Source organism: Shewanella sp. ENK2, from assembly GCF_043568515.1.
Taxonomy (GTDB): domain Bacteria; phylum Pseudomonadota; class Gammaproteobacteria; order Enterobacterales; family Shewanellaceae; genus Shewanella; species Shewanella japonica.
Genome location: NZ_CP171406.1, coordinates 4,849,745 through 4,871,077 on the forward strand (window position 1 = coordinate 4,849,745; position 21,333 = coordinate 4,871,077).

Below are 21,333 nucleotides of genomic sequence, written 5' to 3' on the forward strand. Positions count from 1 at the left end.
ATCGACTGTCGATGGCTTTTTTATGCTTGTTTTTATGCTATATTTTCAATGCTAGTTTAACAGTTACTTATAAACTCAATATTTAAAGGATTAAATAATGTCAATTAATGCCGCTTTTATTGGACAATTACTGGTGGTGCTTTGGGTGCCATTTACCATTTATATTACATGGAGCAGTTATAAATTAGGGAGTAAAAAAACCTCTTCACCTAAGTTAGCCACAGCGATTGGCTTCTTACTCGCATTCTTTCCACCTTTAGCACTAATTTATATTGCAGTTTTAGTCATGATTAAAGATAATTCGCCTTTAGAACCAGTAAGTTGATATCTGCAATCTTATAATCACTGCTCCAGCTATTTTTAAAGGTTTTCCATGTCTGATGTGACAATTTTTCATTTAGAAATGACCCATACAAGTCAAATAAACGCAAAATCAGATGCTAAAGGTTTAATTGTCACTAAAGCCAAGCTTCCCCAGTTTGAATTCAATCGGTTTCTATATCAGTTTGTTGGGGAAGCGTGGGAGTGGACCGACAAATTGGGCTGGTCAGAGCAACAATGGAAAAGCTATAGCGAAGATCCTCACTTACATTTGTATGTTGCTTATTTTGAAGGTTCACCAGCAGGCTATTTTGAGCTGCAACAGCAAACCAACGGCCAAGTTGAAATAATGTACTTTGGACTAGGAGTAAGGTTTATCGGTAAGGGAATGGGCGGCTACTTACTTAGTGAAGCTATAAAGCAAGCTTGGGCATTACCAAATACTAAGCGAGTATGGGTACATACGTGCTCTTTAGACCATCCTAGCGCCTTAAAAAATTATCAAGCTCGTGGGTTTAGCTTATTTAAAACTGAGACTGAGCAATAACAATATTTTGAAATAACAATATTTTGAAATAATGAGATAGAGCAAACACTTCGTCGTCTCAACTGCTACTTAGTTTGCCCTCACATATGTTTGTAATGTATCGGTGGGTTTATCAATTAACCACTTCAGAAGGTAATAATTCACCTAGAAGTCAATTCATTTAGGCACCGTTGATCGTTGAGATAGTGCCTGTATAAGCTCTCTTTTTTGGTTGTCGGTCATTTTATGCCACCCCAATATTTCATCTAACCTTCGGTGACAACCCAAACACACATCTTGCTCATCTAAACAGCAATTGCCGATACAAGGTGAATTAACGATCGTACTTTGTTGATTTTCAGCAATGTTATTAGTCTTTAAGTTGGCCATTTTACTCTGACCAAACGGCATATTCGTTGCCATTATTATCACTAAAATGAAACCTTTTCCCACCAGGAAAGCTAAATACAGCTTTAGTAATCAATCCACCAGCAGCCAAAATTTTACGTTCACTGGTTTCAAGGCATTGACTATAAAGCACGATTAACGGACAACCTTTTTCAAGGTTAAAGTGAGTTGATGATAAATAGAAACCACCATCAATGCCAACGTCCAAAAAGCAGCTGTATTCAGGGCCATAATCTTTAAAGTGCCAACCAAAAGCGTCAGAAAAAAACGTTTTTGTTTTAGTAAGGTCGTTAACCGGTATTTCTAAGTAATTGACTTTATGATGATTTGACATAAGAATTCCCTTAGTTATTGGCGAAATGGTCATCCAGCCCAAATTAAGCGATAAGATGTCGAAAAAGTTGATTCTGATTATCCAAAATAGTGGATTTATCAACGGATGTCGAATAACTCAACTGAACTTACTGTCCAGATTGATGAAAATAATGGAATATAAAGCCACCTTAGTAAAGGTGGCTGAGGTAATATTTGAAGCATTTAAATAGCGCCAAATACACACTTAACAGAGGCTGTTAGCGTGATAAATAACGAATTGTTTTAGGCCTGAAGCACTGCTGCTATTGCCCCGATGACACCGCCAAAAACACCGCCCCACACCACTAGCCAGCCCAAATGTTTACGTATCATTTCTTGAACAATATCTTTAACCATTGTTGGAGTTAACTCATCCAAACGTTGATCGACAATGTTAGATACTTTAGCTTGCAGATCAGCCATCACGTTGGGCTGTTCAAGTTCATTAACTAAAATCTGATTGAACTCTTCACTCTGTGTTAGTTCAGTTAATGACGCTTTCATCTTTTCAATAAAAGGCTCTTTTAAAGGTATTAGGGCTTCAGTACCGCCGAACATCGACAGCATTCCGCCAAATGAAGAGTTTTCTACCGTATTAACTAACGCATCAAATGACGGTTCAAGATCAACTTTGTCGATCACTGGCGTTAAATCAATGGCTGATGCACTGTTCTCTGTTAACAGGCGGTCAATATTTTCTTGAGTAAAAAATTGCGACATCATTAAATGCTTAATGCCTGCTTTAAACTCCTCAAACCGTGAAGGGATCACACCAGAACCATACAAACCAGGGACTTTTTCAAAAAGCATATGCACAGCTAACCAATTTGTTATCGCACCAGATAACGCAAATAACCCTATAGTGAACACCATAGGTAAAGCGGCAACATAACCTACCAATACAAATAATGCAGCAATGATGTTAGTGACTAAACTCTTATTCAAGCTAAAACTCTCAGACATAAAAAAACCTTTGGCATTTTATCAATTTCCAAAGGCTAGATGCTAGTTTACAAGCTAATTAAATCAACGCTCACTTACATATCGGAATGGTATAAGTACATCCCTTCTGTCTCGGTCATGTTAGTTAAGTTTTTCTCGAGTTCGTTATCGAGCACTTTAGTTCGTTTAACCAAAATAACCTCAGTACCATCAGCTAATAACTTGGCCTTAGCAATGAGTTTAGCGGCAATGCCTTCGCCACGTCTGGCTGAGTCGACATAAACATCGTCAAAGTACCAAACAGGTTTTAGTAATAAAGAAGAATAAGACGGGTAAAGTTGGATGAAGCCTAGGCAATGCTCTTGTTCCCAAGCCAAAAATATCATCGAATCATTTTCTTGTAGACGAGTTCTCACAAAATTTCGACAATTTTTTGGTTCAGATTTAAACCCCATACTTTGACGGTATTCATCAAATAAATTGACCAATACATCGGTATCAAACTCTGAAGCCAGGCGGATTTGCATTGTTTCGTCCTTGAAAATGTTGTTGCTGTTCACTTGCCATCCTTTATCGCTACTGAATGATACAGCTCAATTGCGAAATAAGTCAGATGAGAGTTTATTCTACTGTCATAGCAGAACAGTCAGCTCAATTTTAAAATAAAAATCTCATTAATACATTAGCTTAAATTGAAATACTACTTTTGTCCATTTAAAAACAAAAGTGAATCTTTTTTGTAAAAATATTTAAACAAGCAAGTAACTGAACGATAAATTAGATAAAATGTCAAAATATTCACTGTCTAAAACCAAAAGAAGCAGTCGTACTATGATGTCGTTGTTGACTAAAATGAAGCTCGCCTATTCAAATTGCCCTCGTTACCAAAAGGCTGCGATAACAATTTCATTTATTTACTTATTATTTATTTTGACTTTAGGTTTACTGGTTCCGTTTATTGCCTCAAAACAGCTTCCAAAAATTCTTGAGGAACAACTTGGCAGACAAGTGAGCCTTGAAGATATTAAAATCAACCCATTTACTTTTGAAGCCAGCTTATATGGTTTTTCTATCGTGGAGAAAGACAGCACAACTGACTTCATTTCTATCGAAACGCTATCGGTTGATTTTCTCTTTTGGCAGTCGTTATTTAATCTTAACGTAACATTAGATTATCTCACTATTGAAGGAAGCCAGTGGGCAGTCACCCGCCTAAATACCCCTTCAAACCAATTTAACTTTTCCGATATTCTCGATACTTTAGCGGCTAATAACAACAGTTCTGAACCAACAGAAAGCGACAATCAAGCAACGCCGATAGCACTTCACCTTAACCGATTTGAGTTAAACAAAGCGCGTGTTAACTTTGACGATAAGGTAACACAATCAAGCCTTACCTACCCTAATATCACAATTAACGGTCAATTGATTAGAACCGATGCCTTACTGGCTAATTCAGTCGATGCTAATAAAATTAGCCTGTCTATCACTGATGATAAAAAAGGCGTTTTAGCGTTAAACACTCAATTTCAATTGTCGCCTATATTAGCCAATGGTCAGGTTACATTGACTCAAATTACTTTGCCGCAATATTGGTCATTCATTGACAGTATGTTTGATGTGTCATTAACGTCAGCAAACTTGAATGTTTCAACTGATTTTGCCATTTCTGAACCAGTGGCCGCTCAACTTGAGGCAAATGTCGACTCATCAGAATTACCCGTTAATATTGAGCTCACTAATACTGATATTGCACTTGATAATATCGTCACAAAAGATACTGAACGTAATGTCGCAACCATAAGTTTATTAGCATTAGAAGGTCTTAGTGCTTCTTCTAAAGACAAACTCATCGATATCCCATTATTAACAACCAACAATGCTGACTTTTGGTTAACGGTTGCGCCTAAACGAATAAACTTAGTTGAGTTGTTCACTCCTAAACAGCAGCAAGCAGTTAATACACACAGTAAAGATAACGCACCGGATAACCAAGCTACGGCCAATAATCTCAAGAGCCATGACAATAACAACAGCGCGCAACAATGGCTGGTCACGCTACATCAATTCAAACTTAATGATTACCAGTTTGAACTCACAGAAAGTGTGGCAAACAAAACGAGTAATTTCTGGAAGATATCCAATATCAATTTATCAACAGGTGTTATCAAATCAGATTTATCTGTGCCGATTGACTATCAACTTGATTTATCGATTAACGACCAAAGCCAGTTCGCCTCACAAGGCCAGATCGATGCGAACTTGATGAGCATTGAAGCTGATATTGATTACCAGAATATGGATCTCACCAAGCTACAACCTTACATTGCTCCTTTTATGAATATCACCTTAGAGGATGGTTTATTTAATACAAAGGGCCACGTAAGTGCCAACAATCAGCAAAAGCTCATTTTTAAAGGGCAAGCATCGGTATTAGATTTAAAAATAAAAGATAACGTATTAAAGCAGCCCTTACTCAACTGGGATGCAATGAAGATAAACCAGCTTACATTCGATAATTTAGCAAGATCATTATTAATCGATGAAATCCAATTTAACCAGTTATTTAGTCGCTTAGTCATTGCTGAAGACAGAAGTACAAATATTGCTGACTTAATCGTACAGCCAGCCAGTAAGGGGGTTGAAGATATTGACCAATCAGACACGGCGTCAAAAGAAGCGCCTATTGATGTCGAACTCAGTTCAACAGGCTCAACTGAGCCAGCTTTCGCTATTAGCATTAACCGTATCGGATTAAAAGAGAGCTCTGCTTTCTTTGCGGATAACTCACTTACACCTAATTTTGCTTCAGGTATTGAGCAGCTAACAGGCGAAATCACCCAAATTTCAACCAATCCACAAACAAGAGCATCAGTGAATCTTGAAGGTAAAATTGATAAGTATGCGCCTGTCACTTTAAAAGGGGATGTTAACCCGTTACTTGCTAATCCATATCTAGATCTTAATCTTGCTTTTAACAAAGTAGAATTAACCTCAATCAATCCTTATTCAGGAACCTATGCTGGATATTATATTGATAAAGGCCAACTCTCATTGGCTCTTAACTACAAGCTTGAAAACAATCAATTAGTGGGTAGCAATCATTTAGTTGTTGATCAGTTACAGCTAGGTAAGCCAAGTAATAGTTCACTCGCGACCTCACTGCCAATCACCCTAGCTATTGCTTTATTACAAGACAGGCACGGGGTGATTGATTTAGGTGTCAATGTAGATGGTGACTTGGATTCTCCAAGCTTTAGTTTTGGCAGCATCATCATGACGGCCATTACCAATGTGATAACTAAAGCGATTACGGCCCCATTTTCGTTACTTGCAGGTCTTGTTGATAGTGATGAAGAAATGGATAAGGTAAGTTTTGAATATGGTCAAGCCATCATTGATGCCAATCAACAATCGACACTTAGTAAACTAGCAAGTGCACTGAATGACCGTCCATTATTGATGCTAAACATTAAAGGTAGCGTTGATTTAGTTAACGACCAACAAGCGCTGCAGCAGCAACAACTGCACAGTAAACTAGCTGCACTCGCCAAGCTCGATATAAGTGAACTGCCAGCCAATTTATCTGCGAGTCAATTTCCAACTCAAGGTGAGTTAGTGACAGCATTAATGAACCTATATCAAAATGAAACTCAACAAGATCCACAACTCATCAAACAACAAATACAAGCTGAAACACCAGAAATTACAGCAGAAGAACTAGCAACAAGATGGCATATCGCGCTGTATAATTTAACGCTGAATCAACAAAACGTTACTGAATCTGCACTGGGTCAACTTGCCCAGCAACGTGCTAAAGCGGTTAAAACCTATTTGGTTGAGCAAGCACTGATTGACCCAAGTAGAGTGTTCATTCTTGAAAGCCGAGTGCATATGGAAGAATCAGAAGCACAGGCAATACTTACTTTAGATGCTAATTAACATTGCCGAACATCTAATCCTAGTAATGCAATTGAGCCTTAACCTGCAAGGATAAACACGTTAAGGCTCACAAGTGACTATTATCTGTGAATAACATCACGTAAACTGTCGCTAAATTTGAATGTAAGTGCACTTTTATATGCTGCATTCATCCACAAATATAATTAAATTGATTCATCCAGTTTAAAAAGGAAGCAGTATGTTTGTTATTCGTTGGATCCTCGGTCGTATTATCTTATTAGCTAACTTTATATTTCCAGGTAAAAAACGTCAGCGCCCAGTTGCAGAGCAAGCAAAAATCGATGAGCAAACAAAAGGTTTAGCCCTTTACCAGTACGCGGCATGTCCATTTTGCGTCAAAGTACGCCGTGCGATTCGCAGACAAGGTTTAGAAATAGCGATTGTCGATGCCAAACAAGATGCCAATAAGCAGCAGCTCATTGAGCAAGGTGGCCAACTAAAAGTGCCTTGCTTAAAAATAAACAAAGATGGACAAACTCAGTGGATGTATGAATCCAATGACATTATTGCTTACCTAGAAAAGCAATACGCATAGTCAAAACGTCAGTAAAACCTATGATCGCAGTTTACTTTTGTAGACTGCGATATAGCTTCTTTACAGGCGGGATAACACCTTGTTAATTGACACTCTTCTCACCAATAGCGAAGTGCTCAATTCGTTATAAATAACTATCAATAAAAATAAATTTCGTTTTTAATAGACCCAGTTGATTTTAGAAATAGGTAAAGGGATATTCAGGTGCTAAAGATTTTTGCTATTGCAATCAGTATTGTTTTATTAACTGCATGTACTTCTGCCCCTTTGGAGCCTGAAGCTTATGCAGGACAATTCAAAGATAAATTTAGCACTTCCATAAAAGGTGAAGGTATTAAGCTTTTTACTTACAAAGCAAAAGTTGCAACGGCAAGTGACCGTGGCATTGAAGACCCACTCCCCACCAACAAAGAATCGATCGCCGCCGCCAAAACGCACGAAGTTATGCCATTGAGCAAGAACAGCGTGCAGAACGATTAGAGCTTTGGGGTCAACAAGTTGAAGTCGGTTTACAAAAAACCATCGACATGACTGGTTACTGTAAAGAAGGTTACATGATCCTTAACCGAAGTGTGAGTGAAGGCCGTGGAGAAATCCGTGGCGAATGCAATGACGGTGCAACTGCTGAAGATATTGAAAAATTCAGCCGCAACTTTTAATGAACGCCTTAACTTCAAATATCCATTAATCTATAACTAAGTATCCTATTGCTTAATTTAAAGCGGCATTAACTGATTCAACAGTGCTTTATTCGCCCACTATAGATTATATAAGTAGTTTAACTATATCCTGCAGCCAGTTTGAGCTAAACTTAGCTTAATCATTTAAAGCAACTATGAGGCACTATTGTAGTTGTGAGTTAGACAGTAAAGTGCCACCGGCACCATTAAGCGAGTTAGCAAGTCCCATGAACAGAAAACAGCAAATGATCAAAAAGACCGCTAAGCGGGCTAAAGCGAAGCAAAATAAAATCGTTAAAGATAACCCACAAAAAAATCCAAAAGTGGGGTATATCTCGAAAGCCGTTCGCGCTCAAATGGAATTAGAAGAGCAGCAGAAATTAGCTGAAGCGGCACAAGCTGAAGCCTCGCCTGAACAAGCCCAAGCTGAAGAAAAATAACCGCAGTATTTGTTATCTAATTAGATAAAAATAAAGCCCAGAAACGTCATAGTTTCTGGGCTTTATTATTTAATAGGCCTTATTTTGAAATATAAGTTACTTATCTTTTGATGATAAAGGGTTGTCTAAATCACCATCTCGAATAATCTCTTCACACAAAGGCTCTTCATTTAGCTGGGCTAAATGCACATAAGATGACGATTGCGGTGAAGAGCTAGGACTCATTTCCAGTTCTATTTCACTGTCTTCGGTTTGTTGGGCTTGTTGATGCAGTTTTTGTTCATGCTCTTTATTGGTAATTTTATCAATGAGTCGATAACCAACCCAAACCCCACCGATACCAAATAAAATAGAGCCAACCGCCTGTCCGATCAGTACGCCATACACCCCACCAATTTGGGCGCCAAAATACACAAATGGAATTGTACCTATAGTAGCTTTACCTACATTAAAGAAAGTTGAGTATTTCGCTTTACCCAAATTGTTAAATGAAGCATTAGCAACAAATAAAATGCCATTAAATATAAAGAAGATAGCGATATAATTACAAAAGAATAAAATCAGTTCCTCAGCCTCTCCTTGCATATCAAATGCCGACACAATTTGATGTTTAAGGGCAAATAAAATAATCGACACACCTAATACAAATACCACACAAAATTGAATGGCTTTTGTTAAGCTTTCTCTGACTCGGCCAAACTCAAGTGCGCCATAGTTTTGGCCGATAATTGGCCCCACTGCGCCACTAAGAGCAAAAATCATCCCAAAACACACAGGGATTAATCGTCCTAACACAGCCCAACCAGCTACATAACTATCACCGAAGTCTGCAATGGCTTTAGTTACTACTGCATTACCTATCGGTGTCGCCACATTGGTTAGCATTGCAGGTAAAGCAATGGCAAAAATAGTTCGAATATCTTCCACAAAATGTTGGCGATTAAATTTACCCAACATTTTATGTTTAACTACAATACCGCGAGCAGAAATAACAAATACCGCAATACGAGCAAATACTGACGCTACAGCTGCCCCTTCAATTCCCATACTTAATGCAAAGATGAAAATAGGATCAAGGACTAAGTTAACCCCACCACCTGCAAGTGTAGACATCATAGAGAGCTTGGCATCACCGATGGCTCTTAGTGCCCCACCAAGCGCCATCGCTAAACAAATAAAAGGTAAAGAAGGAACTAAAATGCGAAGATAACTCTCAGCAAGTAAAGCGGTTTCGCCAGTAGCTCCTACCAATGCAAGTAACTCAGGAATAAAAATAAATACCGTAATGGCAACAAATACACTGGTGATTAACGAGACAACGGCACTGTTTAATAGCATCCTTTTAGCCAGAACCATGTTCTTAGCACCAACGGCTCTCGATACCAGTGCACCCAGTGCTATCGACAACCCTATGCCGATTGATGTCGTAAAAAATGAAATAGCGCCAGCATAGCCAACCGCAGCAGCTAACTCCACTTCGCCCAATAAACTTAAGAAAAAGATATCTAATAAATCGACCACAAACAGCGCTGAAATTCCCACTGCCGCCGTTGAGCTCATGACTAAAATGTGCTTTAAAATCGACCCTTGAACAAACTTAGCTTCGGTCATGATTTCCCTTCTGATTGATGTTGCTCTAATTCACTACCACAGTGATGACAAAATAAAGCCTGTAAATTATGGCCACGAGTACCACAATTGCTGCACTTTCTTAAATCTCGCTCAGCAACCATTTCATGTGATATTTCAGCGGTTAATATTCCTGTAGGAATCGCAATAATTGAATAACCAATTAGCATGGTAAGTGAAGCAATCGCCTGACCTAAATTAGTCTGTGGCGTGATATCGCCATAACCAACGGTTGTGATAGTCACTATGGTCCAATACATCGATTTTGGAATTGAAGTAAACCCATTTCCTGGCCCTTCAACCACATACATTACGACGCTTAATGCCATTATGATCAAGCTCACTGAAAAGAAGAAAATAAACACTTTCCTACGAGACTGAATCATCGCTTTTAGCAGCAAGTTTCCTTCACTGAGGTAGCGCAATAATTTTAATACTCTAAATACCCTAAATAGCCTTAATATCCTGAACGCTAATGAGACGTTTGCCCCTGGGAATATCAATGCTAAAAAACTCGGTAAAATCGACAGTAAGTCGACAATACCGTAAAAACTACGCATATATGCCCAGCGGTTGATTGAGCCATAAAGCCGCAACAAGTATTCAATCGTAAATAGCCAAGTAAACGCCCATTCAGCATAGTAAATTGCTTGGCCATATTGTTGATGATAACTGTCGATGGTATCTAAAATTATCAGTAATACACTGAATAAAATACAAATGATGAGTCCGATATCAAACCATCGACCTAGCTTAGTTTCCGTACCAAATATGACAGAGCGTATATGCCGTTTTAATGGCGTGTCTTGCTTTTCTTCTGACGTCATAGTTCACTCAAAAATGACCATTAATTAAGTACCGCATAATATGAAAAATACGGTATTATCTTTGTAAATAATAAATTCATTATGACAATTATTGATGCTTCTGCTAGATTGCTTAACGAATTAACCTCATGTTAACACTATTAATAATAAACATATCGAAAAAACTGCTTTTGGAGACTTCATGTACTTGGTTAAATACCTCTTTTTGCTCGCCATTATCACGCCTACTTTCGTCAATGCTTCAGTCGATCAACTTATTAAAGCAAAAGTAGACCTCGTCGTGGTGAATAAATCTGAATCAAGTATGTCGATTTACCATCAAGGTCAAAAGCTAAAAACCTACCGCATTGCCATGGGCGATACCCCTCAAGGACATAAGCTTAAAGAAGGCGACCAACGAACGCCTCAAGGAAGATACACGTTAGATTATAAAAAATCTGATAGTGCTTTTTATAAATCTATCCATATCTCTTACCCAAATGAAGAAGATCGCCTGCGAGCAAGTGCCTTAGGGGTCAGTCCTGGTGGTATGATCATGATCCATGGCCAAAACCCCAACTCACCTTTAACACCTGAGCAAGCGCAACAGTTTAACTGGACCAATGGCTGTATTGCTGTAACGAATAAAGAGATGGACGAATTGTGGCGAGTTATCGAAGAAGGTACTCCCATTGAAATTTGGCCTTAGCCTGTTCGTCGTTTTTCCACCTTATAACCATAAAAACACCTTCAGGATCCCTAATGAATTATGCTCAGTTACAGCAAAGCTGGCCTGAATTTAACCAGCGCATCACTCACTTCCTACATCAATTAGGTTTAGCAGACTTAGCTCTAAAGTGCGATCATTGCGCCCTGAGAGTTAATAGCAAGGAGAAAGCTGAATTACTTGTTGACGCATTTAAGCAAGCTGGCCAAGTGATATCAAACAATATGATTAACGGTCGTCCTATCCTAATCATAAAATTACATACACCAATGCAATTAAATGGTGCTAGCGTGCCATGTGTAGAGCTGCCCTTTCCTTCAGATAAGGTTTACCCTCAAGAAGGCTGGGAGCATATTGAACTTGTCTTACCCACTACTGCAACCACTTGTGAAGCGCTCATCTCGGATTTATCAAGAAAAGTCCCGTCAATAACGGCTATTATTGAAGGAAAAACTGATATCAAAGTGAAGTTAAGCTCACCTCAAGGCGATAATGAGCGATTAGCAAACCCTACGATTGCTTTTAAGAAAGACGGTATTTGTATTAAAGTTCACCCTCATAGCATTGAAACTATTATTGCTAGTGAGCAATAAGGTCTTTCTTTATCCGCCATTTGTCATACAAAAACACTAGCCACAAACTTGTTAGGTTGACTCTGTGGCTAATGTTTAACATGAATTTAATAGGATAGGTTTATTTAGTGAGCAAAGTAACCTTGCCAGTTTTTTGTCATGACTTGAAAGTGTTCAATACAAAACGACTTTCTATCAACTCGATAATCCTTTTCAATTTCATTCAGTAATGCCGGATACTTTTCTGGTTCAGAGCCATAGACTAAACACAGGCTTGAAAAGTACCTTTGTAAATCAAAACTATGCTCATCGATATACTCGCCTAGCTCATAAAAATCAGGGCGGTGCTCTGATTCTAAAGCAAACAAATCTCCTGCATTGAGTAAGGCATCATCGCCAGCATCAATATAATTAAGCATGATAATAGCGGCAAAGTTATCTGCAGCATCCTCTTCTTTGCCCAATATTGGAATACCATTATCAGCAATATAAGCATGAGCAATCTCATGGAGTAGCGTATGTAATAACGCATCGACTGCGGCTTGCTCCGCTGAGTCAGCAAGCTCGGCCTTATAAGCATTTTGGCTAAAATAGTCTATTGAATCGACGATAAATGAGTACGGGATGTGAATGGTGTGAGAGTTGGGGTCATATAAAGGGCCATCTTGGCTCCCATACTCAATCAGCAGAGGATTGTTAAAAGTGAAGTAGGTTTCAGCCAATGCTTGTACTAACTGATTAATTTCACTTTTTTTATTATACCTTGATAACGTAAATCAGCTTTACTTGCAGACAAATAAGTTACACTCACTTTCGCTTTTTCAGATGCTAAGCTAACACCAGATAACAAATAAATCGGTATTATTAGGGCGAGCAATAATTTATTCATAATAATCTCCTTACATCGCCCTGTGATAAATAGCTACACTTAGCAGCGGCTTAACTTATTATTTATATCAATATTTGTATCGATAATTTTATTCTTTTATAGCTTTCTCAGCAGCTAATATTTCTGACATCGGTGGCACGACGGTGACAGGATCTAAACGCATTTGATACCAATTTATGCGCCAATCAAGGTGTGGGCCAGTAGCGCGTCCTGTTGCACCAATCTCAGCTAAATTTTGCCCTTGTTTCACTACATCACCGACTTTGGCATACAACTTACTTAAATGCAGAAATGTAGAATTAATACCATAACCATGATCAATAATAAGCGTGCCGCCTGAATAAAACATGTCAGGTTCAGCTAGAGTAATCACGCCATCGGCAGGTGAAACAACAACGGTTCCTGTTGGTCTTGCCACATCCACACCATAATGCGGATTGCCTGGTTTACCGTTGTATACACGCTGGCTTCCATAAACCCCTGATATACGCCCTGTAACAGGCCAGATAAAATCCTGCATGAACGCCGTTTGTTCACTAAATGTATTTCTTGCCGTGCGAGTTAGTTTCGCATCTTTAGCAGCGCGTTCTTGTGCAGCTGGGTTCGGCTTCATTATTTTTTTACTGATACCAGTGACGCGATCAATTTTGTATTCTTTTGCTTTGACCGTCATTGGTTTTAATTCAGTTAATCCGTCCGGATATACCACTTCGAGCATTTGCTCTTTAGCGGCATCTCGTTCAAATCCAAACGCAAACTTGCCTTGAGGCGTCACTTGAATCGCTTCGCCATTAAGTTTTACAACACTACCTTCAGGAACAGCGCCTCGGATCAGTGCACCTTGTTCAAATTGTCCCTGAAGCTGGATTTGAGCATGAGCGGTAAAAGCGATAAAACTAGCACTCAGCAGTGAAAGCACACAAAACTTTTTACATTTATTGTCAGACATGTACGATGCATTCCTAATGTATATGTATTCTATTTAGATTCAGGTCGTTAAAGAATTAACGAATAGGCATATTTTCAGCCAATTAATACAATAGTATGGTTTTAAACTAATAGATTCAAACTGTTAATCATGAGCGAAAGTTAACCCATTCAAGACAGCACTCTTTTTAGACAAAAGATAGATTAAAAAGAGAATAAAAGGATTCTTGTAAGGCTAAAAGAACTAATCAGGGGATGTTGATTTGAAAAATGTATAAAGCTTAATAGAGCATCTTGACTCTATTAAGCTTTGTAAAACAAGCTACTTAACAGCAATAGCACCTTTGCCAATACCTTCAAAGGCAATCACTTTAAATTCTGAATCAGGTGACTGTTTTGACATAGACTCTGCTAAAAATTGTGCCAATAACTCCACTGTGGTGTCATGGGGAATGATGTCACAGCAAGATTTAGGCATAGCAAGCTGAAAGTCACCTTGGGGGGCTTGATAGTGAAAGCCGTAATGAGTTGCATCATTCACTTTAGCTTGCTTTGATAAAGACAGAGTGCTTACATCAACAATATCTTCTTCACTTCCTAAATATATATCTTGCCATCTATCGGCCCAATATTGATCCCATTTAGGTGCTGCAATACCATTTTCAAATACAGTAATTGGACTACGATGTCCGTGGGCGATACGCTGGCAATTGCCGTCGTGCTTTCTAAGACCGTGACTGTAATGGTAGTAAGGCGTATCTAACACTTCATTACGAAGCGTTAAGCTAATACCTTCAACATTATCAGGTAAAGCTTCACGTAGCGCTTTGATTAAGAATGAATTAACACTTTCAAAGTCAATCACTTCGGTAGGCACAAGTGCAAATGCTTGTGACGGACACGCAAGATGAATGTCACCTTGTTGGCTTGAAAAATCCATCCAAACTCTGTCACCCTTTTGCTGCCATCTCACTTCACTGCATGCTGTAGGAATTAATAGGCGGTGGTCTGCGACATCATCGATGGTATTTTTAATGGTTTTTTTAACTTTTGAAAAGTCCAAAACCATATTCTGCTCATCCAGACCGCCATCAAGCAATACATCGACAATCCAGCTTTCTCCCACCATGCCGCGAATTGGACACAAATAAGAGAAATCAATAACGGTTAAATCTTTTACAAACAATTGCATTAAAGCTCCTAGGCAGAAAAACAGTCCGCCTCAGTCAACGTATCCCAATATAGCAATGGCTAAAGGGAATAATAAATATTGTTGGCTATTCTAAACAAAACAAGCGCTAGGAGCGAGTAAACAAGCTGAGAATATGAAATTGTTTTCAAAGGGGCTTATTCTATTTTGTAACCCACACCATAAATTGAATGAAGTAAGTCAATTTGAGTTTGGTGCATTGTTAGTTTGGCTCTTAGGTTTTTAATGTGGCTATCAATGGTACGAGAACTCACTACGCGGTCATCGACATAACAAACTTGCATTAAACTATCACGGCTATGAACTACCCCAGGACGTTTTAACATGGTTTGCAGTAGTCGAAACTCGACAGGGGTTAACTCCACTTCGACACTCGAAACAAAACACTTAAAGCGCTGGATATTGATTAAAATATGTTTATAAGCAATTTCATCTTCACTAATTTTAGGTTCAACATCTATCCGACGTAAAATAGTTTTGACTCTGGCAACGACTTCTCTGGCTGAAAACGGCTTACATACATAATCGTCAGCGCCAACCTCTAATCCGATAAGGCGATCAATCTCATCTACTCTTGCCGTGAGCATTAATAAAGGAATAGATGAGAATTGGCGTACTTCTTTGCAGATCGTTAAACCATCTTTATGAGGCAACATGAGATCTAAAATAACAAAATCAATATTGCCATTTTTAATGGTTTCGACAGCGTGAAGCCCATCATTTAACACCTGAGTCTCGAAGCCTTCTAACTCAAGGAAATCAACGAGTACTTGCGCAATTTTTTGTTCATCTTCAACAATTAACACTTTCATATTAGGGTAATCTGTACTCATTATTTTTTATGACTCTTTTTGCAAAGGTAGAACAATTTCAATACATAGGCCACCTAAATTAGATGGTCTTGCGCTAATCAGCCCGTCATGAGCCTCAACAATATTTCTGCTAATCGTTAAACCTAGACCTGCACCATTATTTCGCCTAACTCGTGAGCTATCTTGCCGATGTAGAGGGTCAAATAAAAGTTCGCACTCTGATGCATCGACAGACGGTTTTGTGTCATTAAATACAATCAATAGACGTTCTTTCTCAGTAATGAGGTCTATAGATAGGCGCCCAGGGCTATCAGTGTAGGCAACTGAGTTTAAAATCACATTGGCTAACAATTGCCGAAGCCTCATCGCATCACCAGTGATAAAAATGGGCTCATCTGCGGTAAAACTCACTGCGATGTCTTTTTCACTGATCTTATCTTCTAGTGATAGTAATGTTTCATTAATACATTGGGTAATATTAAGAGACTCAAACTGATACTTTAAGCCGCCAACATCAGATAAAGAAAGCTGATATAAGTCGTCAACCAAATGCTTAATTCGCATCACTTCCTGCTCTAGTGAAGTCAGTTGCTGTTGATTAAAAGGTCGGATGCCAGCTTTTATAGCGTCGATTTCACCACAAAGAATGCTCAATGGCGTTCGCAGTTCATGTGAGATATCGGCAAACCAACGATTTTTGGCACTTCGTGTATTTTCTAAAGTCACAGCAAGGTGATCAATATCATTCATTAGCAGCCCCAGTTCGTCTTGGCGGTCTAAATTAAAGCGTTCTGAGTAATTCCCCTTAGATAAATGAGATATCCCTTTTACAACTTCTCTTACAGGCATAAGTAACACCCGTGCCAATAGCCATGAAATAATAATGGCTAACGATAAACAAAGTAGACCTATCCAAATGCTGGTCCATAATTGCTGCTTCGCAAACGCCTTAGCCGAAATACTATTTACTTCAAAAATAGGGTTACTGTATAACGTGGCAACGACCTCATCGTTATATAAAACAGGCATGCTGATGCTGCCATCAATATCGTCAAATGCATCACCAGCTAAACGCTCACCCGCTGGATTATATATTGATGTTGGTGGGCCTAGTCTTCTGGGCGGCCCTGCTTTTCTAGCATCTCGTAAATGTGGTGGTGGCCCACGCCTTACTCTTTCTTCAGGACCCGAATCAACGCCTTTGATAGCATCAACGAAAAGAGGTCTAGGAGGTAATTTCCTGTCACCATTGGTAACTAACTTTAATGGGTCTGCAGAAAACACTCTTAACAAGGTATTTAATTGTTGTACAGAGACGTTATCCCAACTTTGGCCTGATTGACCATATAAAGAAGAAAAAGAATTGGATAATGTATGTAATCGCTCTTCTTCTAAGGAATGAATGTAATTAACAAAGCCTTGATCAAAACTCCACCTCGCAAGTGATAAGGTTGCGATAAGAACAATACTGGTCAGCCCAATGAATGCTAAAAAAAGTTTTTGAGATATCTTCATGAAACCAAACCCAACAAGCTCTATAAAATTACCCTAAATGATTGCATCTACATTTTGAATCAAGCACATAACTTGATAAATTAACGGATAAATTAGGAAACAGTTCAACAGTATATATAGCTTACACAAATCCCACTACCAAACCTTTAAAACTCCATAAAATCTGCACATTTTCTACATACTTGATTGTTACTGTGTTTATCAATTTAAGGCAATAAGGAACTCAAATGATTAAAACACTTAAAAGCTTTACCGTATTGAGTCTGGTTTTGTGCTTCTCATCCGGCTTGATGACTGAAGCGGCTGAACGTCAAATGCGTAAACCGCCACAAGAAGCGTATGACATCTGCGAGGACAAAAATGAAGCCGATGTCGTCACCATTACAACCCCAGACGGAGATGAAGTGGAAGCAACGTGCCAGCTAATGGATGATGAATTGGTTGCAGTGCCTGATAATCATCCACAACGTGGCCGCTCTAAAGGAAATAGAGGTTAACATGCAATTTGAAGTCTGTTTATCTGGCACGAATGTTAAAGTCAATCAATGGAATAAGACTGATGACCATAGGCGGCTAACGCATCAATTACACATACTAGATATAACAGATGATCATATTCATGCTGCGGTTAACTCCTTTCTGAGGTTGAGCAAACATCAATCTCAGAAATGCTTACTTTACTAAATATTGCTCAACAAAGTGGTCTTAGAATGTCTATAGAAGGATTAAAGCCACATGTAAGTAACTTATCATATCAAGACTTAGCCACGGTTTTTGTTGATATTTTAAGGCAGATTAGTCAGCTAGACTCAGATTTATTCATGCCTAACTGACAAAAAGCAGTCAGAATAATAGAATGACAGCATGGTATTAGTGGCTAATAATGCGAAGATGACACCGATGCAAGACTCCATTACATTTGGGGCAGTATTGGGGTCAGGGTTGCTGGTAATTGTGGCTTACTGAAAAAGTAACCTTGTGCTTGGTCGCATCCATTTTCTAACAAGAAAGCAGCTTGTTCTTTCGTTTCCACACCTTCAGCGATAACGGTCAGTTTTAATGCATGCCCCATCGCAACTATCGCTTTAGCAATCGCAGTATTGTTACTGTCATCTGGAATATCCGCGACAAACGATTGATCAATCTTTAGTACATTGATCGGCAATTTTTTTAAATAACTTAATGATGAATATCCGGTTCCAAAGTCATCAACAGATAACTGAATCCCCATATTTCCTAATCGCTTTAGATCGTTAATGACTTTCTCAGGCTCATACATCATACAACTTTCTGTGATTTCTAGTTCAAGTCGATTAGCAGGAAAGCCTGTGTCAGCAAGCACTTTTTCAACATCGTCAATAAAACTTGAACGTTGAAACTGCAAACTCGCTACATTTACCGCTAAATGACCAAATTGATAACCTGCTTTAAGCCAGGTTTTACCTTGCTTACAAGCCATCGTTAATACCATTAAACCGATTTGATGAATTAATCCAGTTTTCTCAGCAATCGGGATAAACTCAGCTGGTGAAATGACACCATGCTCTGGGTGTTGCCAACGGATCAATGATTCTAAACCGACAAGTTTACTATCAAGCAGAGATAGTTTTGGCTGATAAACAAGATGAAATTGATTCTCTTGAATAGCTTCGTGCAGCGCACTTTGAATTTTTAAATGTTCAACAGAATTGAGCGTCATAGTTGAATCATAAAAAGTGACATTGTTACGTCCATTTTGTTTAGCAATGTGTAACGCTGTATCTGTATTTTGTAATAGCTGTTCAAAGTTTAATGTGTCATTTGGGAATACTGACACGCCCATACTTAGCGTAACTCTTATAAGCGGCCTATCATCGAACTTAAAAGGTTGTTCGATCATAGATTTTAATTTATTAATCTTACGTAAAATTAATTCATGTTGATGAATATCAGTCAGTAGAAGCACAAACTCATCACTACTAAGTCGAGCCACAATACAATGCTCACCACTAAGTTGAGATAACCTTTCGCCTACTTCGATTAATAATTTATCCCCAACGTCATGCCCTAAGCTGTCATTGATATGTTTAAAGAAATCAATATCAAAAAATACGACTGCTAATTGTGTTTGCTGATGTAATGCTTTTTCAACCCGCTTTTGTAGAATTGACCTAAACAATAACCGGTTAGGCAATTGCGTCAAAGTATCGTAATAAGAAAGATTAGCGAGTTTTTCTTCATTACGCTTTTGAGTCGAAATGTCAGCAAACACTGCGACAAAGTAATTAATTTTATCTTCTTGACTGTAAATCGCATTAATGGTGACTGACTGAGGGAAGATTTCGCCTGACTTACGTCGGTTCCAAATTTCACCATGCCACTTACCTTTTACAAGTAAGGTATTCCACATTTTTGAAAAGAATAGTGAATCGTGTTTGCCTGAATTTAAAATTCTTGGATTTTGACCCAATGCTTCACTACGCTCATAGCCAGTTATTTTACTGAATGCTGCATTCACCTCAGTGATATTGCCGTCGCGATCTGTGACTAAGACGCCTTCAACAGTGTTTTCAAATACACTTTCAGCTAATAACAGTTGCGTTTGGGTTTCTTTATGTCGAGCAATGTTACGTGTAATACCAATAATACCGACCAGCTTATCTTGGCTGTCATAGAGCGGCGCTTTTGTGGTTTCTAACCAATGTCGCTTGTTATTTTCATCAACCCGTTCGCATTCTCCGACAACAACTGGCTTTCCTTCTATTTCAGCTTGCCTATCACCTTGAACAAAGGAGTCAGCCGTATCAGAATCAAATAAATCGTGATCATATTGGCCAATAATTTCAGAATGTGATTTATTCCAAGCTATATCCACACTTTGATTACAAACAGCATATTGACCAGAGAGGTCCTTAATCCAGATATGTTCTTCAAAAGCGTTAATAAAATTCTGTAAATTAATCCCGTTTAAATGGACATTTTCATCAAATTCACATTGAAACGACAAACTTTGGGCAGCCATAAGCAAAGTCGCATCAACTTGTTGTGAATCATGGGTTAACTCACACACTGAGCATATAAATGAAATGACTTGACCCTCTCTGTCATTACCAAAATACACAGGAAGACTATAGAGCTTATAACGTTTGTCTTGGTGACAAAAATCGGAATGGATTACGTTAAGCGGTGACGTTGAAATATTAAAATCTTTGATAAGACTTTTGCATTCTTTAACCACTAAATGGGTAAACTCAGAAACTGAATCACAAGGTAATTCAATCTGATGTTCAGATGTGATTAATAGGCTTTGTTCATCAACAGAAACGACATATACAGATGAATGTAATGCTTTGGCTGCTAGATCGATAGTTTGCTGCCAGCGATTCACTGCAGCTTCTGTTAATTTATGCATTATATTAGCTAATCCCTACCAAGTGGTAGTCATCAATTCGCAAAGTATATAACCCCAAATTCAAAATTTGAATAACCTAATTCAGTATATGCTAACCAGATCATTATTGTGCCCAAACAAAATAAAACACGCGCAACAAAAGTGCTGCACAAAACTTACAACTACCTATCTATTTACGCTTTTGTGCTGCGGAGGTATCAGCAAAAAAGACCTAAACGAACATGTTATAAATAATAAAGCGACCCAATCTTATAATGAATGTAATGAAATTATCCTAAACATTCATGATCATACCTTAAGCACAAGATTTTAATTCATCTTATTAAAAAGCAAATAGCGTTAAAAATCATGTTTATGTCACTTATTATTAAGAAAACTTATGCACTTAACGATGGTCTATTTGTGCATGCGCATATCAATCACACTATCAGCAATTGATGAGTCTAAAATTGAGCTTTAGCTTCGTTCCTGAACCTGTTTATCTTAAATTGCAGACACAAAAAAGCCCGTTACGTGAGTAACGGGCTATCAGCTCTCTTAAAAGAGAAATTAGGCGCTTAGCAATGAGCTTTTTTCACATGGGCATATCAATCACACTATCAGCAGTTGATGTGTCTAAACTAAAGCTTCAGCTTCGTTTCTGAACATGTATATCTTAAATTACACACACAAGAAGCCCGTTACGT

General features: G+C 38.4%; 22 protein-coding genes. 9 read left to right on the forward strand and 13 right to left on the reverse strand.

The window, feature by feature from the left end; all coding sequences use genetic code 11:
• Positions 1-97 precede the first annotated feature (97 nt).
• Together ACGEDC_RS21180 and ACGEDC_RS21185 are read left to right on the forward strand one after the other, a co-directional pair.
• Positions 98-325, forward strand: a complete 228-nt coding sequence (locus tag ACGEDC_RS21180; protein WP_394495633.1) for a hypothetical protein — start codon at positions 98-100, stop codon at positions 323-325.
• A 48-nt stretch (positions 326-373) separates the two neighbouring features.
• The gene (locus ACGEDC_RS21185; RefSeq protein WP_394495635.1) at positions 374-868 is read left to right on the forward strand and encodes a GNAT family N-acetyltransferase; all 495 of its coding nucleotides are present in this window, start codon (positions 374-376) and stop codon (positions 866-868) included.
• A 156-nt stretch (positions 869-1,024) separates the two neighbouring features.
• On the opposite strand, the gene ACGEDC_RS21190 is transcribed toward ACGEDC_RS21185, so the two are convergent.
• The 4 genes from ACGEDC_RS21190 to ACGEDC_RS21205 form a co-directional block, all read right to left on the reverse strand.
• Positions 1,025-1,270 (reverse strand): DUF1289 domain-containing protein, encoded by a 246-nt coding sequence (locus ACGEDC_RS21190; protein WP_394495638.1) that lies wholly within the window; start codon positions 1,268-1,270, stop codon positions 1,025-1,027.
• On the reverse strand, positions 1,239-1,589 hold the full coding sequence (locus ACGEDC_RS21195; protein ID WP_055026293.1) for a VOC family protein: 351 nt from the start codon (positions 1,587-1,589) through the stop codon (positions 1,239-1,241). Before ACGEDC_RS21195 ends, ACGEDC_RS21190 begins: the two co-directional genes overlap by 32 nt.
• 263 nt (positions 1,590-1,852) lie before the next feature.
• Positions 1,853-2,554, reverse strand: a complete 702-nt coding sequence (locus ACGEDC_RS21200; protein ID WP_080917476.1) for a DUF445 domain-containing protein — start codon at positions 2,552-2,554, stop codon at positions 1,853-1,855.
• Positions 2,555-2,646: 92 nt separating this feature from the next.
• A complete protein-coding gene (locus ACGEDC_RS21205) occupies positions 2,647-3,078 on the reverse strand; it encodes a GNAT family N-acetyltransferase (RefSeq protein ID WP_055026295.1) in 432 nt (143 codons plus the stop codon).
• A 304-nt stretch (positions 3,079-3,382) separates the two neighbouring features.
• Between ACGEDC_RS21205 and ACGEDC_RS21210 the strand changes: the two genes are divergently transcribed.
• From ACGEDC_RS21210 to ACGEDC_RS21225, 4 genes are all read left to right on the forward strand, one after another.
• The gene (locus tag ACGEDC_RS21210; RefSeq protein ID WP_394495641.1) at positions 3,383-6,493 is read left to right on the forward strand and encodes a DUF748 domain-containing protein; all 3,111 of its coding nucleotides are present in this window, start codon (positions 3,383-3,385) and stop codon (positions 6,491-6,493) included.
• 199 nt (positions 6,494-6,692) lie between these two features.
• Positions 6,693-7,049: a glutathione S-transferase N-terminal domain-containing protein gene (locus ACGEDC_RS21215; RefSeq protein WP_394495643.1), complete on the forward strand. Its 357-nt coding sequence runs from the start codon at positions 6,693-6,695 to the stop codon at positions 7,047-7,049.
• Between the two features lie 204 nt (positions 7,050-7,253).
• Positions 7,254-7,529: a hypothetical protein gene (locus ACGEDC_RS21220; RefSeq protein WP_394495645.1), complete on the forward strand. Its 276-nt coding sequence runs from the start codon at positions 7,254-7,256 to the stop codon at positions 7,527-7,529.
• A gap of 427 nt (positions 7,530-7,956) precedes the next feature.
• On the forward strand, positions 7,957-8,169 hold the full coding sequence (locus ACGEDC_RS21225; protein ID WP_055026310.1) for a DUF2986 domain-containing protein: 213 nt from the start codon (positions 7,957-7,959) through the stop codon (positions 8,167-8,169).
• Between the two features lie 96 nt (positions 8,170-8,265).
• On the opposite strand, the gene ACGEDC_RS21230 is transcribed toward ACGEDC_RS21225, so the two are convergent.
• Together ACGEDC_RS21230 and ACGEDC_RS21235 are read right to left on the reverse strand one after the other, a co-directional pair.
• Positions 8,266-9,780, reverse strand: coding sequence for an MATE family efflux transporter (locus ACGEDC_RS21230; RefSeq protein ID WP_394495648.1), 1,515 nt, complete (start codon positions 9,778-9,780; stop codon positions 8,266-8,268).
• Complete coding sequence (locus tag ACGEDC_RS21235) at positions 9,777-10,625, reverse strand: ion transporter (protein WP_055026300.1); 849 nt, start codon at positions 10,623-10,625, stop codon at positions 9,777-9,779. Before ACGEDC_RS21235 ends, ACGEDC_RS21230 begins: the two co-directional genes overlap by 4 nt.
• Positions 10,626-10,806: 181 nt before the next feature.
• Between ACGEDC_RS21235 and ACGEDC_RS21240 the strand changes: the two genes are divergently transcribed.
• Both ACGEDC_RS21240 and ACGEDC_RS21245 read left to right on the forward strand, forming a co-directional pair.
• The gene (locus tag ACGEDC_RS21240; protein ID WP_065107784.1) at positions 10,807-11,313 is read left to right on the forward strand and encodes a L,D-transpeptidase family protein; all 507 of its coding nucleotides are present in this window, start codon (positions 10,807-10,809) and stop codon (positions 11,311-11,313) included.
• 53 nt (positions 11,314-11,366) lie between these two features.
• Positions 11,367-11,924, forward strand: a complete 558-nt coding sequence (locus tag ACGEDC_RS21245; RefSeq protein WP_394495651.1) for a VOC family protein — start codon at positions 11,367-11,369, stop codon at positions 11,922-11,924.
• A 104-nt stretch (positions 11,925-12,028) separates the two neighbouring features.
• Here ACGEDC_RS21245 and ACGEDC_RS21250 read toward each other — a convergent pair whose 3' ends face one another.
• The 6 genes from ACGEDC_RS21250 to ACGEDC_RS21275 form a co-directional block, all read right to left on the reverse strand.
• A complete protein-coding gene (locus ACGEDC_RS21250) occupies positions 12,029-12,625 on the reverse strand; it encodes a DUF4344 domain-containing metallopeptidase (protein WP_394495653.1) in 597 nt (198 codons plus the stop codon).
• A gap of 8 nt (positions 12,626-12,633) precedes the next feature.
• Positions 12,634-12,792, reverse strand: a complete 159-nt coding sequence (locus tag ACGEDC_RS21255; RefSeq protein WP_394495655.1) for a hypothetical protein — start codon at positions 12,790-12,792, stop codon at positions 12,634-12,636.
• Positions 12,793-12,880: 88 nt separating this feature from the next.
• Positions 12,881-13,741 carry a M23 family metallopeptidase gene (locus ACGEDC_RS21260; protein ID WP_055026303.1) on the reverse strand — a complete coding sequence of 287 codons (861 nt, stop codon included), beginning with the start codon at positions 13,739-13,741 and terminating at the stop codon, positions 12,881-12,883.
• Positions 13,742-14,041: 300 nt separating this feature from the next.
• Entirely contained in the window at positions 14,042-14,911 is an 870-nt protein-coding gene (locus ACGEDC_RS21265; RefSeq protein ID WP_394495658.1) for a 6-carboxytetrahydropterin synthase, read from the reverse strand.
• Positions 14,912-15,066: 155 nt separating this feature from the next.
• Complete coding sequence (locus ACGEDC_RS21270) at positions 15,067-15,762, reverse strand: response regulator (protein WP_055026305.1); 696 nt, start codon at positions 15,760-15,762, stop codon at positions 15,067-15,069.
• 6 nt (positions 15,763-15,768) lie between these two features.
• Positions 15,769-17,256: an ATP-binding protein gene (locus ACGEDC_RS21275; RefSeq protein WP_065107778.1), complete on the reverse strand. Its 1,488-nt coding sequence runs from the start codon at positions 17,254-17,256 to the stop codon at positions 15,769-15,771.
• 227 nt (positions 17,257-17,483) lie between these two features.
• On the opposite strand from ACGEDC_RS21275, the gene ACGEDC_RS21280 reads away from it, so the two are divergent.
• The gene (locus ACGEDC_RS21280) at positions 17,484-17,753 is read left to right on the forward strand and encodes a hypothetical protein (RefSeq protein WP_055026307.1); all 270 of its coding nucleotides are present in this window, start codon (positions 17,484-17,486) and stop codon (positions 17,751-17,753) included.
• A gap of 416 nt (positions 17,754-18,169) precedes the next feature.
• Here the strand turns inward: ACGEDC_RS21280 and ACGEDC_RS21285 are convergent, their stop codons facing one another.
• Positions 18,170-20,647 (reverse strand): EAL domain-containing protein, encoded by a 2,478-nt coding sequence (locus ACGEDC_RS21285; RefSeq protein ID WP_394495661.1) that lies wholly within the window; start codon positions 20,645-20,647, stop codon positions 18,170-18,172.
• Positions 20,648-21,333 lie beyond the last annotated feature (686 nt).